Source organism: Serratia sp. Sp408 (genome assembly GCF_057180665.1).
This window is the reverse complement of record NZ_JBXUFT010000001.1, coordinates 1,247,153-1,264,031: the sequence shown is the minus strand read 5'-3', so window position 1 is coordinate 1,264,031 and position 16,879 is coordinate 1,247,153. Positions and strand designations below refer to the sequence as shown.

9 protein-coding genes are annotated in these 16,879 nt (G+C 57.7%); all 9 read right to left on the bottom strand.

Annotated features, from left to right (window positions below):
* Nucleotides 1-2 precede the first annotated feature (2 nt).
* The 9 genes from AC2AXP_RS05980 to AC2AXP_RS05940 all read right to left on the bottom strand — a co-directional run bounded on the left by AC2AXP_RS05980 (nt 3) and on the right by AC2AXP_RS05940 (nt 16,820).
* Complete coding sequence (locus AC2AXP_RS05980) at nt 3-299, bottom strand: polymorphic toxin type 25 domain-containing protein (RefSeq protein ID WP_484381483.1); 297 nt, start codon at nt 297-299, stop codon at nt 3-5.
* Nucleotides 300-308: 9 nt separating this feature from the next.
* Nucleotides 309-950 (bottom strand): VENN motif pre-toxin domain-containing protein, encoded by a 642-nt coding sequence (locus AC2AXP_RS05975; RefSeq protein WP_484381644.1) that lies wholly within the window; start codon nt 948-950, stop codon nt 309-311.
* A gap of 95 nt (nt 951-1,045) precedes the next feature.
* The gene (locus AC2AXP_RS05970) at nt 1,046-1,303 is read right to left on the bottom strand and encodes a hypothetical protein (protein WP_484381482.1); all 258 of its coding nucleotides are present in this window, start codon (nt 1,301-1,303) and stop codon (nt 1,046-1,048) included.
* Nucleotides 1,300-3,021: a VENN motif pre-toxin domain-containing protein gene (locus AC2AXP_RS05965; RefSeq protein ID WP_484381481.1), complete on the bottom strand. Its 1,722-nt coding sequence runs from the start codon at nt 3,019-3,021 to the stop codon at nt 1,300-1,302. Before AC2AXP_RS05965 ends, AC2AXP_RS05970 begins: the two co-directional genes overlap by 4 nt.
* A 172-nt stretch (nt 3,022-3,193) precedes the next feature.
* Nucleotides 3,194-3,460, bottom strand: a complete 267-nt coding sequence (locus tag AC2AXP_RS05960; protein WP_484381480.1) for a hypothetical protein — start codon at nt 3,458-3,460, stop codon at nt 3,194-3,196.
* A gap of 25 nt (nt 3,461-3,485) precedes the next feature.
* Nucleotides 3,486-3,701, bottom strand: coding sequence for a hypothetical protein (locus AC2AXP_RS05955; protein ID WP_127913618.1), 216 nt, complete (start codon nt 3,699-3,701; stop codon nt 3,486-3,488).
* 415 nt (nt 3,702-4,116) lie between these two features.
* The gene (locus tag AC2AXP_RS05950; protein ID WP_484381479.1) at nt 4,117-5,109 is read right to left on the bottom strand and encodes a VENN motif pre-toxin domain-containing protein; all 993 of its coding nucleotides are present in this window, start codon (nt 5,107-5,109) and stop codon (nt 4,117-4,119) included.
* Nucleotides 5,110-5,412: 303 nt separating this feature from the next.
* A complete protein-coding gene (locus tag AC2AXP_RS05945; RefSeq protein WP_484381478.1) occupies nt 5,413-5,766 on the bottom strand; it encodes an immunity 8 family protein in 354 nt (117 codons plus the stop codon).
* Nucleotides 5,763-16,820, bottom strand: a complete 11,058-nt coding sequence (locus tag AC2AXP_RS05940) for a hemagglutinin repeat-containing protein (RefSeq protein ID WP_484381477.1) — start codon at nt 16,818-16,820, stop codon at nt 5,763-5,765. Before AC2AXP_RS05940 ends, AC2AXP_RS05945 begins: the two co-directional genes overlap by 4 nt.
* Nucleotides 16,821-16,879: the final 59 nt, after the last annotated feature.

Genomic DNA, 16,879 nt, shown 5'->3' with positions numbered 1-16,879 from the left:
ATCTAAAGAGTTATTTTTTCCATCGCAATCAAATTTGGATAATAAGGGCCGAGTTGTATACCAACCTGTCCCGCAGCTCGGCCACCGATAGCAAGAGTTTCCCCACTATTTAGGGATAGTTGTGAATGTTCAATTGTTCCATCCGCATAAAAACCATACCCTGCTCCAACCGCAACCTCACCTTTTACATAGGGTTTCACTTTATACGTAACACCAAAGGATGGGCCGAGATGGGAATCAGCTACAGCCTGATTGATTTCTTCCGGGCTAGATCCTTGTTGCGCCATCCAAAATGCCAAGGAAGCATCTTATTGAATTCCTAGGGGGATTAGAGTCGACATATCATTGTTTTCAGCGGTATTTTTACCTGCTTGACCGCCTGCAATCGCACTGCCGCTATCACCGCCTGCTAACCCGCCAGCCAGACCACTCGCCAAGGTCGTTAAGGCTGAGACCGTTTGGCGTTGTTCTTCCGTCATCTTGCTAAAGTCATCGGTGCCATACATCGCTTTCGCAATCACATTGGTACTTGCCGCCGCGGTTGCCGCACCCGCAGCACCTGCAAGAGCATTGTTACCCTGCATTTCTGCCAGTACACCGGCCACAATAGCGTGTGCTGTCACCCTGGCTGCTTCATTACCTTGGGTCGATACTTTTATCATTTCGGCAAGATAAGGTGAAGCACCACCCGCTATCGCGGCTTTCAGGTCGCCACCGGCCAGTCCCTGTATCGCCGCCGTCGCCGCCTGCATTCCTTGCTGGATGGCGCTTCCGGTGCCCCATTCGGCTTGCGCCGTCTTATACGAAGAGGTGTTGGTCAGCTTCTCGTTGTAAGCCGCCCAGTCTTCCTTGCTGGCACCTTTACCCGGTTCTTTCTCGCCCTTCGCCGCTAATTCTGCCTTACCCGCATTCGTCGCCCGGATTTGTCCCTGTGTCCGCGCGATATCCATCACCTGACCGCCAATCTCCCCGATCAGTTGATCCGGCCTGCTGAGTGACAGGTAAAAAGATCCCGACCACAGAGCCGGGATCTTTTCAGCGTAGTTTAAAAGCCTTTTACTTTAAAAAGGCGGAATAAAATAACTGCGCCTCCAAGAGTTACTCCTGCATATAACCCCATTTTGAAGACTTTAATAACGTCTTTCCAGGTCATATCAAACTCACCACAGAATGCCCAAAGCAGCCCAGAAAATAACAACCTTGCAGAAAGAGCGGCAAAAATTATTGACAGGGAGATAATAAATACGGTGGCTAATGAAAAAAGAATATTTTTAACCAAGTTACTTTGTTGATTAACCCTCATTTTTCACCCCGACCATCGATTAATTTTTGCACAGCATTACTACCTGATTCAGAGCTGATTGAAGATGTAATATTACCCGCTACACTCGGAAGCTTACTTGGCAGCTTCTCCTTAGAGATCCCTAATTGCCCTTTGATTTCAGTGTATTTCAGCAAGTCAGGATTAAACTTAGGATCCCATCCTCCTGTTATCCATTTTCCGGCGCTATTCGTTACTGAGGTTGCAACTTTGCCAAAACCATAGCCCAGTGCGGCCCCAGCTCCATTAGTAATCGCTCCGGTCAAAGGATTATCACCATTGATCTGACTGGTTAAGGCTCCTCCTGCGGCATTCCAGCCCACTGTTCCCCAGAGGCCATTTCCCATACTGATAACGTTTGTCCAGCCTGCAACAACAGAGTTAACCGGATTCACCTTGCCATCTTCAGCGTACTGAGCACCTGCATTCACCCCTGCCCCCAGCCCCCACATGGCCTGTGCAGAACCCGGTAACAATGCCACTCCACCGGTTGCCAGCGCCCCGGCTATCGCTTTATTCACCGCCTCACCGCGCTGGCAACTGGCTGATGAAGGCGCCTCCGTACAGGAAAGCACACCCTTACCGTGTTCCTGAACAAACTTCGTCTGGCTTTCTTCGTTGCCGCCAAACAGGTTATTACTGACAGTCGTCTGACCCGCCTGCGCTCCCGCCACCGCGTCCGCCGCGCTGTTTCCGGCAAGCCCGCCTGCCAGACCTGCCGCCAGCGTTACCAGGGCGCTTACCGTCTGCTTCTCGCTTTCACTCAGCTCTCCGGCGCTTTTTCCGTAGACGTCCAGCGCTATCATCCCCGCCAGCTCTGCTGTCGCCGCGCCTGCCGCTCCGGCCAGCGCATTATTCCCCTGCGCTGCCGCCAGCGCCGCATTCACCGCCGCGTGCGCCATCACTTTTCCGGCATCATCCAGTCCGCTGCTGCCGATAATGTTCGCGATGTAAGGCGCTGCGCCTCCCGCGACAGCTTTCGCTATATCGCCACCCGCCAGTCCCTGTATTACCGCTGTTGCCGCCTGCATTCCACGTTGCAGTGCACTGCCCGTGCCGTACTTCGCCATTTCTGCCTTGTACGTATCGGTCTTTCTCAGTTCGTCAGCGCTCAGGCCCGGATGCTGTTTTTTCGCCTCGCTCAGCCCGTTGATATCCCCCTGCGTCCTGGCTATGTCGGCGGCCTGCGAGCCTATCTCCGCTATCAGTTGAACCTGCTTAAGCCGGTTCTGCTCCTTTTCCTTGTTGAAGATCGGGCTGATGCTGCCGTCGTTGGCGTGCTCGGTATCCCGGTTCAGCATGGTGATATCCTGCCGTTGCCTGACGCTATCCCGGACTATCAGCGTCCCCTCGCTGATCCCGGCCTTGGTCGTCCCGTCGGCATGCCCGCTGTTGTTGGCCACCGACAGCATGCCGCCAGCCATATGGGTCAGCAGATCCTTACCCACCGGACCGCCGCTGCTAAACGAACCGCCGCTGTGCGTCGCTTTATAATCCGCCTGGTTGTGAATATCACTCCAGCCCAGCGTGCCCGTCTCAAGGCGATTCCTGTCTTGCGCTGCGCTGCTTGCTATCACCGCACCGTTTAACTGCGTATGCTCACCCACCTTGACGTCATAGCCACCTCGGCCCGCAAACAGCCCGCTTTGCTCCTTCACCGAATCGAAGTTGCTGTTGAGCTTATCCCGACTGACGCTCATATACGCCGAGCCGGTCATTGAACCGAAGGTGAAACTGCCGCCGGCGCTGATGTTCTGCTGTCTGGCATTGTAGCGGTCGCTGTCCTGCTCGCTTTGCAGCGTCAGGTCACGCCCAGCCTCTACGGTGACTTTGTCTCCGCTCGCCTGCGCGCCCTGTAGCCGGGTTGAATGGTTACTCTTTTGGTGGAGGTTGCTTTTCTTTGCGCGCTTTCATCCACGACATAAACCAGATGCCGATACCTGCGGGAATGCCTGTGGCTAAACCTGCTTTGACCGAGTAAACAACATCATTCCCCCAACCAAAAACAAAGGTATCTTGTTGATAGTAAAAAATTAAATCAATTATCAACCTCGTGCCTAATGCCATCCCTACAAACAATAAAACACAGAAAAAAATCAGATAAACTAATAATTTTATCCCAACAGTCTGGATATTCATTTCTTATCTCCAGACTTTTCATGAGCTAATAATTGAGCTTGAATAGCAGTTCCTGCGTTCTCACTAACAAATGCTCCGCCAGATACGGCGCTGCTGCGCCACTCAATGCCTGTACCATATTGCCACCGGCCAGTCCCTGTATCGCTGCCGTCGCCGGTTTGCCTTCCTGTTGCAAGGTTGCTTTTGCTGCTGCCAGTGCCTCCGGGTCTTTCTGCGCCTTCAGTCCCTGGATAACTACCACTGCGAACTGATCATTGCCGGCGACTGGCTCAGCGGGTTTGACCTCACCAGACTCAAGCACATCAAGGCCATCACGGGAGTGGGCAGGATTGAGATTAGCCAGCGAACCCCGGCAACATTTAGGGCGTAAAAATAACGATCCCGGCTCGGTGGCCAGGATTGGGGCTATTTGTTTCGTCTGTAATTCCGATAATAGATTGCCCAGCAACCTCCACCACCGATAAGCCCACAAAAGAAGCTAATGTTAAAAAGCTTCATAAAATCATATGAGTAAATATCAATCTTCACGCCCTTGATAATATATAAATAAACATCTACCAGTAGTGAGGTTATTAAAACGGTCATAAAAATGCCAACAGCGCTACCGATCACCATGTATATAAAAAGCATGAAAATATTTTTACGATCAGGAGATATCATTTCTTATCTCCTGAATTATCACTCAAAGACTTTCCTAATCGGTCATTTATATATTCGGTCGAAGCGGAGCCTCCCATATTCCCAAGAACCCCAGGCAACGGATCTAATGGCATAGGCTTCGATATCCCCATTCCCATATCAACCCACTCCCAGTTTTTCCAGTTAGGGTTAATGACTTTATCCAACGCTCCTTGTGTCAATTTGCCTGCACCATACCCCAAGCCTGCTGCCGCGCCATTGATCAACCCTCCTTGCAGCGGATCATCACCTTTAATGTAACTGGAGGTCGCACCTCCCACTCCATTTGCCGCCACAGTTCCCCAAAATCCAGTCCCTGCCGTGGCAGCACCGACCCAAGTAGCAATAATGACGTCATTCGGGTTGATTTCTCCATTGGCTAAATATTGGATGCCGGCATTCGCTCCGCCACCAATTCCTCCCGTCACCAACGCCGCGCCCGGTAATAATGGTCCCGCTAAAGCAGTACCCGCTGCGGCTACCATGGCCTGACAAGATACCGGTGTGCCACCACTACAGGCTTTCGCAATTTCGGACTGTTTATCCGCTTCATATTTCTCGATGGTGCCCGGCTTGCTCTTCTCTGCCGCTGCAAGCACATTGGCAAGATTATTGTTTTCAGCCGAATTCTTACCCGTCTGCGCTCCGGCCACCGCATCCGCCGTGCTGTCACCCACCACACCACCTGCCAATCCCGCCGCCAGTGTGCCTAACGCACTGATTGCCTGCTTCTCGCTTTCGCTCAGCTCACTGACTTTTTTACCCGGATACAGCCGCTCCAGCACCAGTTGCGCCATCAATTCACCGCTGACCGCACCCGTGGCTCCTGCCGCCGCACTGTTGCCACTGGCGTAAGCGGTGACGGCTCCCACCACCGCATGAGCCATCGCGCGACTGGCTTCATCCGGCGCCAGTTGGTGGATTTGCTCCGCAAGATACGGCGCTGCTGCGCCACTGATGGCTTGTGCCATATTGCCACCGGCTAACCCTTGTATCGCCGCCGTCGCCGCCTGCATTCCCTGTTGAACCTTGCCTCCTGTGCGATCCCCAACGCATTAAACGACTGATTGTAGAAATTCTGGTAAACTTAGCCGTGTGTACGGCAGAACAGCGAGCAGATCATCAATAACGGCTGACTCATTGTGTCTGGGATCACCGATGCGTAACAACTGGCGATCACCTCAACTCCCGCTGTTCTCCGGTTACGGCGGCGGGAAGAGGAAGTTTTTAGGGCTTAGAAGCAAAGATCCCGGCCAGTTAGCCGGGATTGTCGTTTAAGGTTGGTAGTCTTCATATTCCCAGGCAAAGACGCGGGAGAGCTTTTGTGCTATTTCCATCCAGTCGTTACCTTCGCACTGGTCAATATAATCAGTGATGGTCTTTGTTATTTCATCAAGATCATATTTACGTACCAGAAGCGTGTGTCGCATCAGTTCTGGTACCCAGTGATGCTTGCAGAGCCATTCCGGGGTACAGATAAATAATTGATAATCGTGACCACCCTCTTGATCATCAGGACCGATACACAAGTTAACCCATAGCCCAAAGCAATCGTCTTCTTCAGGCTGGTAAGTTTCAGGGCTAAAATCTGCTGAGTTAACTCCTAAGCTTTTAAGTACTCCTTTCACTGAGTAATCCCCATGTGACCATTACTAACTCTTTTACCATCTTTTAATGTTTCAAAGTTGGCCTGTACACCTGTTGGGTTCAGGTCTTGCGGTGTATTTGGTTTAGATGCTGGGAAGCGATACACCCGTGTACCATCAGCACTAACCCAACCCTTACCATCAGTAAGCAATCTAGCTCCATCACCGACCCAGATTTTACCTAACCGCTCAGCTTCAGTCGCTGTTCCCATGCCGACAGAGAAATTAGGGTTTGTTGTGCCGCTACCTTTAACCACTTCCGCCAGCCTCGGATCCTGCTTCGCAATATTATTCAGATTCTGTTGTACCAGATCGTCTTTCAGCTTCGGATAAGTCGCTGCATTCTCCGCAATGCTGGAAGACTTGCTTTCTGCCTGAGTACTACCGGCTCCTGGCTTCGCCGAAGGTGTGGACGGTTTCACACCCAGCGTTAGCCCTTCATCCGCCGCCTTACCGGCTCCGATACCTGCTATACCACCCGCTATATACATGGCACCAAGCTGATAACCCACCGCAGACCTAGCCGCCTTTTCGCTCATCCCTGTGCGCATATAAGCCGCTACCATGCCGTTATACAGCGCTTGCGTCTGCTTCGCTTCCTCACTGGTGCCATTCAGCAACTGCTGTATCTGCTGGTAACCTTCCTGGGCTTCTTTCAGATCCTGGTATCCCAGGTTCTGATAGGTATTCTGTTTCTCCAGTGCATCCTTACGGGCAACTGTACAAGCTTCTGCACTGCCCCCCATACAGGCATCAACCAAGACTTTATTTGTTTCGGCATCTTTCTGATTGAGGGCATCCCGTTCCTGTTGTTCCTGTGGAGTAAGGTTCTGTCTGTGGTTCAACTCCGTCTGGCGGCTCTTCTCTATGCTGCTCAGATAGTTATTCTCAACCGCATTCTTCCCGGCCTGCGCTGCCGTTACCGCCCCCACAGTATCGCCCGTTGCCAGTCCACCCGCAAGCCCGGCTGCCAGTGTGCTCAGTGCACTGATTGCCTGCTTCTCGCTTTCGCTCAGCTCACTGACTTTTTTACCCGGATACAGCCGCTCCAGCACCAGTTGCGCCATCAATTCACCGCTGACCGCACCAGTGGCTCCAGCCGCCGCACTGTTGCCACTGGCGTAAGCGGTGACGGCTCCCACCACCGCATGCGCCATCGCGCGACTGGCTTCATCCGGGGCCAGTTGGTGGATTTGCTCCGCAAGATACGGCGCTGCAGCTCCACTCAATGCCTGTGCCCTATTGCCACCGGCCAGTCCCTGTATCGCCGCCGTCGCCGCCTGCATTCCTTGTTGGATGGCGCTTCCGGTGCCCCATTCGGCTTGGGCCGTCTTATACGACGAGGTATTGGTCAGCTTTTCATTGTAAGCCGCCCACGCTTCCTTGCTGGCACCTTTACCCGGCTCTTTGACACCGCTCTTTTCCAGTTCCGCCTTACCCACTGTCGTCGCCCGGATTTGTCCCTGTGTCCGCGCGATATCCATCACCTGACCGCCAATCTCCCCGATCAGTTGAACCTGCTTAAGCCGGTTCTGCTCCTTTTCCTTGTTGAAGATCGGGCTGATGCTGCCGTCGTTGGCGTGCTCGGTATCCCGGTTCAGCATGGTGATATCCTGCCGTTGCCTGACGCTATCCCGGACTATCAGCGTCCCCTCGCTGACCCCGGCCTTGGTCGTCCCGTCGGCATGCCCGCTGTTGTTGGCCACCGACAGCATGCCGCCAGCCATATGGGTCAGCAGATCCTTACCCACCGGACCGCCGCTGCTAAACGAACCGCCGCTGTGCGTCGCTTTATAATCCGCCTGGTTGTGAATATCACTCCAGCCCAGCGTGCCCGTCTCAAGGCGATTCCTGTCTTGCGCTGCGCTGCTTGCTATCACCGCACCGTTTAACTGCGTATGCTCACCCACCTTGACGTCATAGCCACCTCGGCCCGCAAACAGCCCGCTTTGCTCCTTCACCGAATCGAAGTTGCTGTTGAGCTTATCCCGACTGACGCTCATATACGCCGAGCCGGTCATTGAACCGAAGGTGAAACTGCCGCCGGCGCTGATGTTCTGCTGTCTGGCATCGTAGCGGTCGCTGTCCTGCTCGCTTTGCAGCGTCAGGTCACGCCCAGCCTCTACGGTGACTTTGTCTCCGCTCGCCTGCGCGCCCTGTAGCCGGGTGTCGCGGCCGCTGCTCAGGCTGAGGGTGCTGCCTGCATCCAGCGTGGTTTCGCTATGCGTCAGGCCGTTGCCCCGCTCATGCCCCTTGCCGGCATTGATCCCCGCCGACACGCTGATACCCCAGCCGCCTGAACCGACACCAATCCCCACGCCGATGTTGCCGCCCTGACTGCTGTTCTTGCCGACGGTGCTTTCGCTGTTTTGCGCTGAATGCAGGCTGAGATCACGCGCCGCGTCGAGCGACAGGTCCTTGCCCGCTTTGAGTTGGCTACCGCCAATCGTGATATCCCCACTTCCGTCCGCGTGGTTTTTACCGGTCGCCGTTATCGACAGGTTTTGCCCGGCGTTGAGCGTGCTGCCCTGCGATTGGCGGCTATCGCTACGGGTTTCACTCTTCGACGCCTGGCTGCCGTAGGAAACGCTGATGCCCACCGTATTAGTGTTCGCCGCATCGTTGCCTTTCGCGCTATCCAGTTGCCCGGCCTGTACGGCCTGCAGCCCGGACAGCGCCGCCTTGGTGTTTTGCAACGCACCAAGCCGCCCGTCACCTTCTTTTCTGGCCTGCTGTGCCGAGCTGACCGCGGTGTTGAGTGCGCTACCTGCGGTACCCGACAGCGCCAGCGTCAGCCCGCTCTGCTTCTGTTCGAAGGTTTCTTTACGCGTGCGTGCATCAAAGCCGGGATCAATGCGCACGCTGTCGCCACTCAGGGTCAGGCTCTTGCCCGCCACCAGATCGGCACCGCCAACGTGCAGTTGGTTGCTCGCCGACAGGGCGACGTTGCCCTGGTTGCTGCCAACGGTGCTGACGCTTTGGCTCTGGGTGGTGCCTTTCTCGTCGATTTCATGTTTGCTCGACCGCTTGCCTAGCGTGAAACCGATGCCACCGCTGCCCAGCAGCCCGCTTTTTTTCTTCTCGTCCAGTCGGTAATGCGTGTCGCTCTCGGTGGCCGCGCCAATATCGACGTTATGGCCGGCCTGCAGGTTTACATCCCGGTCGGCGGCAATGGCCGATCCGCTGACCGTCAGGTCATTGCCGGCGGTAACGCTGACGCCGTCGCCACTCAGCAGCGTGCCTTTCTCTCGCGTGGTCGCATCACGCGCCACGCTAAGGCTGCTTCTTTTTTTCAGGAAGCCTTTTTTCTCCGAATATGCTTCGCTGTAGTACGACTCGCGTTCGGTGGCGGTATTGAGATTCACATCCCGTTTCGCCTGTAAGGCAATACCGCCCTGGTCACTGTGCAGGGCGCTTGCCGTGGCGGTGATGCTCCCTTGCTGCGCCACTACCGTAACACCGTCGCGCCCGCTGAGCGTGCTGCCCAGCACGTTTTCACGCAGGGTCTCTTCGGCGTACTGACCTTTGGTTTTCCGCCCGCGACTCTCCTCTCTGGAGACGCGATGCTCACTGTCGGTGGTGTGATCGAGGATCACATCCCGTTTCGCCTGCAAGGCAATCCCGCCCTGGCCACTGTGCAGCGCACTGCCAGTCACGGTCAGGTCCCCTTCACGACCGATGATGGTCACTCCCTGCTGGCCACTGAAGGTGCTGCCGATACTGATTGCACGTTCGGTTTGCTCTTCGCGGTGGCTTTTGGTCTTGCCACGACGCTTGTTTTCGCTGTCCTGATCTTGCGTGCGGATGCGCGCGTCCTTGATGGTCACGTCCTGCGCACTGACGCCAATGCGCCCCTCTTGGCTAACAACTTGGGCACCTTCTGCCAGCAGTTGGTTGCCCGCCACCAGGGTAATCCCCCGGTCACCGCTCAGGCTGCTGAGCGTCAGGCGCTCTTCCTGACGGTGGTTGTTGACCGACGACGTGCGGCTGCTGGCGCCCAGTTGCGTGGTGTTGATGGTGGTTTCGGCCTGAATGTTGATATCATTCCCGGCCTGCACGCGGGTGCTGCCGGCAGCCCCGACCTGACTGCCGGAGAGCGCCACGTCCCGCCCGGCCGACAGGCTGAGGTTGCCACCGGCGTTAAGCTCACTGCCCAACGCCTGCTGCCATTGGCCGCTGACCTGCGCCATGCGTGAACCGGCCTGTTCGGTGCCGCCACGGGTACGATTACCCATAGAGCCAGAGATGACGTCAAGATCGGCAGTATGGCTGCTCTTCGCAGCGCTAATGGTCAGGTCGTTGCGGGCACTGAGGCTGAGTGTGTCCGTAGCATCGAGCTTCGCCCCAGAAAGCCGGATATCCGCACCGCGCAGACGAATGTCGCCGGCGCTGATCGTCGCCTGGCGTAACGCATCCTGTAAATTGGTACTCACGGTCAGGCTGTCGGCCTGCACATCAATGCTGTCGGCCTTGATAACACCGCCCTGGTGCAACCACTGCCCGGCGTCGACCAAAAGGGCCTGGTCGGCCAACAGGTTTGCCGCATTGGTGATGCTGTTGGCCGAGAGTTGCAGATTACCACCGCCAATCAGCGCACCATCGCCGCTCAGGCGCAGCGTGGTCTGTGCCAGATACACCTTCGGCACCCACACCGTCTGCGGGCCGTTTTGGCTCGCGACCGTTTCACTGACCAGCCAGACGATATCCTGTTGCAATGCCGCGATCTGCGCCGGCGTCAGCGCGATCCCCGGCACCAGTTGGAAATCTTGCGCCACTTTCGTGCCGTTATTCATCAACTGCTGGTATTGCGTCATTGCATCCCATCCTTTGACGGACGGTTTGCCGGTGAGCTTCAGTACCTGCTCACGCACCAGACGCTGTTCGTAAAAACCGTCCCCCAGGCGTTTATGGGCCTGCGCCGGGTCATAGCCCAGGCGTTTGAGCATATAGTCACTACTGATGAACTTATCGCGGCGGGTAAAGCGTTCGTCGGTCACCACCAGAAACGGGCTACCGACCGCCGTATGCTGGCTGAACAGACCGTTATTGGGGATAAAGGTGGCCACATTATCCAGGTGCTGCAGCTGAGTCAGCGCCAGTTCCGCCGGTAGCAACGGACGCCCCAGCGGCGATGGCGTCACCGCCGCGAGCGACGTGGGCTGTTCGGCTGGCGTAAGCTGGGTATCGCCATCAGGTCGGGCTGCGCCCTCCACCGTGAAGGCCAGTGGATTGCGATCGAGTTCGGCGCGTTCGGCGTCCACGGCGTTTAATGCCGCCTCGAGCCGGCTGGTTTGCGCCTGATTGACCGTGATGTTGGTGATGCTGGCCCCGCTGATGGTGACCGAGCCGTTACCGGTGATAACCCCGTCAAGGGTTGCCAGCGCCGTGGTCTCGTCGCGGTTAAACGTCGGATACCAGTGATGCGTATCCTTGTCGTAGTGGTCGACAATAAACGCCTGACGCCGTTCGTTAACCGAATAACCCCGGTTGTCCACGCTGCCACCGCCATCCTGTGTCAGGTTGCCATTAGCCGTAATGATGCTGGCGTCATTGAACAACTGACCGGTGATGCGTAGCACCAGGTTGCCTCCCGCCAGCATACGCGCCCCGATGCCTTCAGAGACCAGTTTATCGCGCGTCAGCGTACCGCTCTCGCTACGCTCGCGGAAGTTGTTGTAATCGGTGACAAACGGTGCGCTGTCGATATCGACATGCATCCCGGGATCCCAGGTCATCACCTGCGTCCAGTCATGCTCCCAATGGAAGCCGTTTTGATAAGGGGTCGGGATGGCCGCCAGCTGATTTCCCCCACGCGTTTCGTAAAACGTCATGGCATAGCTGCCATCGGCGTCAGGTTTAAGCGCCAGATAGTTGACCCACAGGTCAATCAGTTGGCCGCTGCTGTCCTTGACCAGCACCTGCGCACGCTTGCCGACAGCGTCGATGGTCAGCAGGGTGCCGAAGCGGTTGGTTTGCGCCGCCGTGTCATCCTGGAAGGTTAGCCGTTGGGTGATCGGCGCCATGGTGATTTTATCGGGGTTGACCTGTGAGCCGTAGGAGCGCCAGTAATAGTTGTAGCGGTGCCATTTGTAATCGCGTTTATCCACCGCGCGCTCAATCACCAGACCTTGCCGCAGATTGTCCAGCCGCCGGGCTTCGATCATAACGTCGCCGTCCGCTTCGATAACGCTGGCCCGGTTTTCAATCAGATCATCACTGTGCAGCTGCAGGCGGTCTGCGCTATAGAGCAGAGCACCGTCCCGGTTGGTCAAACGCTCGCCGGTCTGCAGCGTCAGGCTTTGGCTCGCCGCCATCACCGCCGGTTGTCCGTGGTTGTCGATGGTACGCCCGCGTACGGCAATATCATCTCCCATCAACGCCGCCGCGTTGTCCAGGCTATCAACGTTGAGCGTCATCGCGTCCGCTTCAATACGCCCGCTGTTTTGCAACGCACCGGTGGTCAGTTGCAACGTCTTGCCCACCAGGCTCGCCGGGTTGGTGATGCTGGCCGCATTGAGCACCAGGTTGCCCGGCAGCAGCCAGTCCACCAGATTGGTAAAAGCACCGCTCAGGGAGAACGACAGCGTACCGTTACTGCTGATCGTTTCGCCGGCTTGGCGTGCGTAATCCTGCTGCGCGAACAGCGTCAGCGCCTGCAACCCCAACAGGGTGCCATTCTGATTATCCACAGTGCGCGCATGCAGTTTCAGGGTAGCGGCACTCTCCAGTCGCCCGCTCTGATTAAGCAGAGCGAGCAGCGAATCGCCCGCTGGCCGGTCGGCGTTAATCTCGAGATTGCCGTTAGCCAAAATACGCCCGTGGCGATTATCCAACTGCGAGAGGTGACTGAGAGTGAGGCGATCTGCGCTTTGCAATAGACCGGCGGTATTATCGATGTCACGGGCGCTGATGTCGGTGTGGGTAGTGCCCAATATCTGGCCGCCATCGCGGTTGTTCAGACGTTCGGCCCGCACAGCCAGCGCCGCCTGACTGCTGAGCATACCTTGTTCACTGTTATCGAGTTCGCCGCTCTTGAGCGTCAGTCCCTGCGTTGACACCAGTTGCCCACCCTGGTTATTCACTTGCACACCGTCAAGCGTCAGTGTCGCGCCGCTGTGCAGCTTGCCCTGCGGGTTGTTGAGACGATCGATTCGGTAGGCGCCTGCCCCCTGACTGACCAGCGTGCCGCCGGCGTTATCCAGTTGCTCCGTCGTCAGACGGATGCCGTCCCGGCTGCTGAACACCCCTCGCGAGTTAGCGATACTGGCTGCCATGAGCTGCTGCTCGCCGTTGCTGCGCACCACGCCGTCGCTATTATCCAGTATGTCGAGAATGCGTAGCGCCAGTTGCTGCTGGCCATCTATGGTACCGCTGGTATTCCGCAACCACCGAGCCTCAAGAGTGAGCGCCTCACCGCCTTGCAGTTTACCACCGCGGTTATCCAGTCCGTGGTTCAGGTTTAGACGCAGCTGTTTTTGTGCGTACAGCTGGCCGCCCTGGGTATTATCCAGACTGAGGGCGGCAATATGCAGCGCCCCACCGGCCAGCCACTGGCCGCCGGCGTTGTTTATCTTGCCCGCAAGCGTCGCTTCGTCTGCGCCCTGCACCGTCATTTGCCCCTGCGCCGACACCTTGCCATCCTGGTTGTCGATATCCTGCGCGACGCGCAATACCAGGTCGGCGGCCGACTGCAAGATGCCTTTCGCGTTGCCCAGCCAGTGAGCCGTCAACAGGCCGTCCTGCTGGCTCTGTACGCTGCCTTGTGCGTTGTCAAACCCACCGCTGACGGCATGCCAGCTCCCCTGACTGCCCATCCAGCCCTGCGCGTTGATTATTTCCTGTGCCGTAAGCGTCTGGGACAGGTGGCTAAAAATCCGCCCGTTGCCGTTATCCAGTTTCCCGCTGAACTGCATCTCCAGGCGGTCCAGCGCGTTGATGGCACCCTGAGCATTCAACAGATTTGCCGCTCGCACCCACGTGCTGCCGTTAGCGGTCAGGTTACCGCCCTGATTGTCCCATCCACCGGTCAGATTCAGGGTCAGCGCCTGCTGGCCCAGCACCAGCCCCGAGCGTCGATTGGTCAACTGCCCACTTTGCAAGGTTAACGCGCCGCCGCTTTGCAACGAGCCGCCGTCGTTATCAAACAGGCTGGTCGAGTCGCCAGTAATGGCGAGAGTCCGTTGCGCGCTCAACCTGCCGGCCCGGTTAACAATATCCCCCGTGCCCGCCAGCGTCAGGTCGCCACCTGACTGCAATCGGCCATTGGCATTATCAAGGGAGCGCACAGCGGCGACCACCTGAGCACCACCTTGTACGCTGCCATTACGGTTATCCCAGTCGCCGTCGCTATGTACGCCAAGTGTATTTCCGGCATCAAGCCAGCCGCCAGCGTTGATCAGCCCCCGTTGCGCCGTCAGCGCCAGGCTCTGGCGAGCCACCACCTTGCCCTGGGTGTTGTCTACCTGCTGTGCCGTCAGGGTGAGCGATTCGCCGCCGATTTCGCCCTTACGGTTAGTCAGCCCGGCAGCGATGGTTAACGCCAACTGGGTTTCGGCCAATATCGTGCCGTCATCGTTGTGCAGCTCTCGCGCCGTCACGCGGGTTTGCCCATTCCCGGTGAGGGAACCTCGCCGGTTATTCAGCTCGCCGTCGGTGTGCACGCTGAGCATTTCACCGGCGCCCAGCTGCCCCTGCGTATTGTTCACGCCCTCATCCGCACGTAGCTCAAGCCGTTGCAGGCCAATCATCTTGCCCTGCGTATTGTCGAGCTGGGCGACCTGTAGCGCCAGCACCGTGCCGCTGATTTCGCCGGCACCGTTGGTGACGTTACCCGTGGTATTCAGGCTTAACCGCTGACCGGACAGCAGTTTGCCCTGATCATTGTTGACGCTGCCGGCCGTTGCCGTGAGCGACGTTTCGCCCTGTGCGGTGCCGCCACGGTTGTCCCAGTCGCCGGTATGCAGATTCAGCCCTTTCCCTGCCGCAATCAGGCCGTGCAGGTTGTCCAGTCGACTGGCCGTCAGGTCAAGGTTGCCCAGACCAATAATCTGCCCCTGCGAATTATCCAGTTGCTGCACCGCCAGCCGCATCTCACCGCCGCTCAGGGTGCCGAGCTGATTGTTCAGACTGCCAACCGCGTCGAGCGTCAGAGTCTGGCCGGCCAGCAGGTTGCCCGAGAGGTTATTGATGGCGCTGCCGCTATCAATCATCAGTTGCCGCTGTGTTTTTATCGTACCGCCCTGGTTGTCAACACCAGCCGCCTCAAGGCGCAGGTCACCGTTGCTGCCCAATATGCCACCGGCGTTGTCAAGCAGGCCAGTGACCTGCCAGTGCTGCGCTGCGTCGTTGAGCGACACCAGCCGACCGTGCTGATTGGCAAGCGCCCCGGCCGTCAATGCCAGACGCTGAGCCTCAATGGCGCCGTCAGCGTTATCCACCCCCGCAGACAGCGTGAAGCGACTCTCACCGTCGCCGGTCTGGGACCAGCTAGCCCGTTGGTTAAACAGATTGACGGCGGCCAGTTGCCAGCGCCCGACCTTGATCTTCGACTGCTGCGCGTTGACATCACCACTGGTGCTCACCACCAGTTCCCCACTGTCAACCGACGATTGACGTAACGCCACGCCGCCCTTCAGCGCGGTCAACGTGGTACGGCCGGCTGCGACCTGCGCACCGCTGATATCCACCCGATGGCCGGTCGCGTTCAGCGCCTTGTTACTCAATAAACTGCCGCTGGCGCGAATGTCGCCCTGACTGACCAGTTGCAGGCCGGCGTCACGCACAATCTGGCTGTTGACATCGCTGCCCGCCAGCAGGTGTCCACTGCTCTGGATGCCGCGCGCCGCGTTCAGGCGTACGTCCCCGGCTGCTGCCAGGGTACCGGACTGCGTGAGCGTGCCGTCGCGACTCTGTAGCGTCAACTGCCCGCCGCCGTGCAGTTTGCCGTGGAAGTCGATGGCGTCTTTGGCTGCAAACTGGATGTCGCTGCCGGCTTGCGTGACGGCGTCACTTGTATCAGACTGCCAACTGAGCCTGCCATCGCTGCTCACGGTCAACGTTTGGCTCGCCTGCACCTGTCCGTTGCGGTTACGCACACCGACGCCGGCTTCGGTGCCGATCATGCGGATGCTACCGCTGTACATACCGCCCATCTGACTCATGTCTATCGCCAGTTCGGGTTTGGCACTGCCGTCCTGCGCCAACGGGGTAACGGTTTTGACATCCGCGCTCACGCGGTTGCGACCGGCCACCACCGTCAGCCCCTGTTTGGCCCAGACGCCGGCGTTGACCGCCACCGCGCGCGCCAGAATGTCGACGTATTCGGTGTCATGCCGGGCGTCGCCGTTCAACCCGCCACCATCAATCCGTACCACTCCGCGTTCAATCTGATACCCCGCCAGACTGCCGTCGGCGTTGATCTGCGGGCGGCCGGTAGTCAGCGTCATGCGCCCGGCGTTGATGGTGCCGCAGCCGTTGCAGATAATCCCGGCCGGGTTGGCGACAATCACCTGCGCCTTGCCGCCAGCCACCTCCAGAAAACCACGTAGTTGACTGGGGTTGTTACTGTTAACCTCATTGAGGATCACCCGCGCCGCTGCGGCGTTGGGATCAAGATGGGGATTGCCCTGGATCATCCCGGCCAGTTGGCTCTGAGTCATGATCGCCGAGTTGTTGAGGATGGCGCCCTTGCGATCGACGTCAAACTGCTGATATTGGTTATGCGAAACCCCAGCCTGATTGGGGGCGGTGATGTTGACCTGCGGCAACCCATTGTGGGTGGCGATAACCTCTGGCCGCAGGCCAGGTGTGGCGGCAGCATCCGCCACAATGCCGTCGGCCATCACCGGTCCGGCAAACAAGGCCAACCCCAGCAACCACACCACCCGCCGCACCGTCACCCACCAACGGTGCCCCGTGCTGGTAGCGGCGCTGCGACGTTGCCCGGAGTCAGTGCTGCAACGACGCGCCAGTTCGGAAACCACCCGCAAAGCTCCATCTGTGCGGCTAAAGATCAGGCAATAGCAATGTTTGTTCATAGGTCACATCCGTGAGAAAAATCAGTCCGTTTAGATCGGCAGCCATATTCGTAATTGCG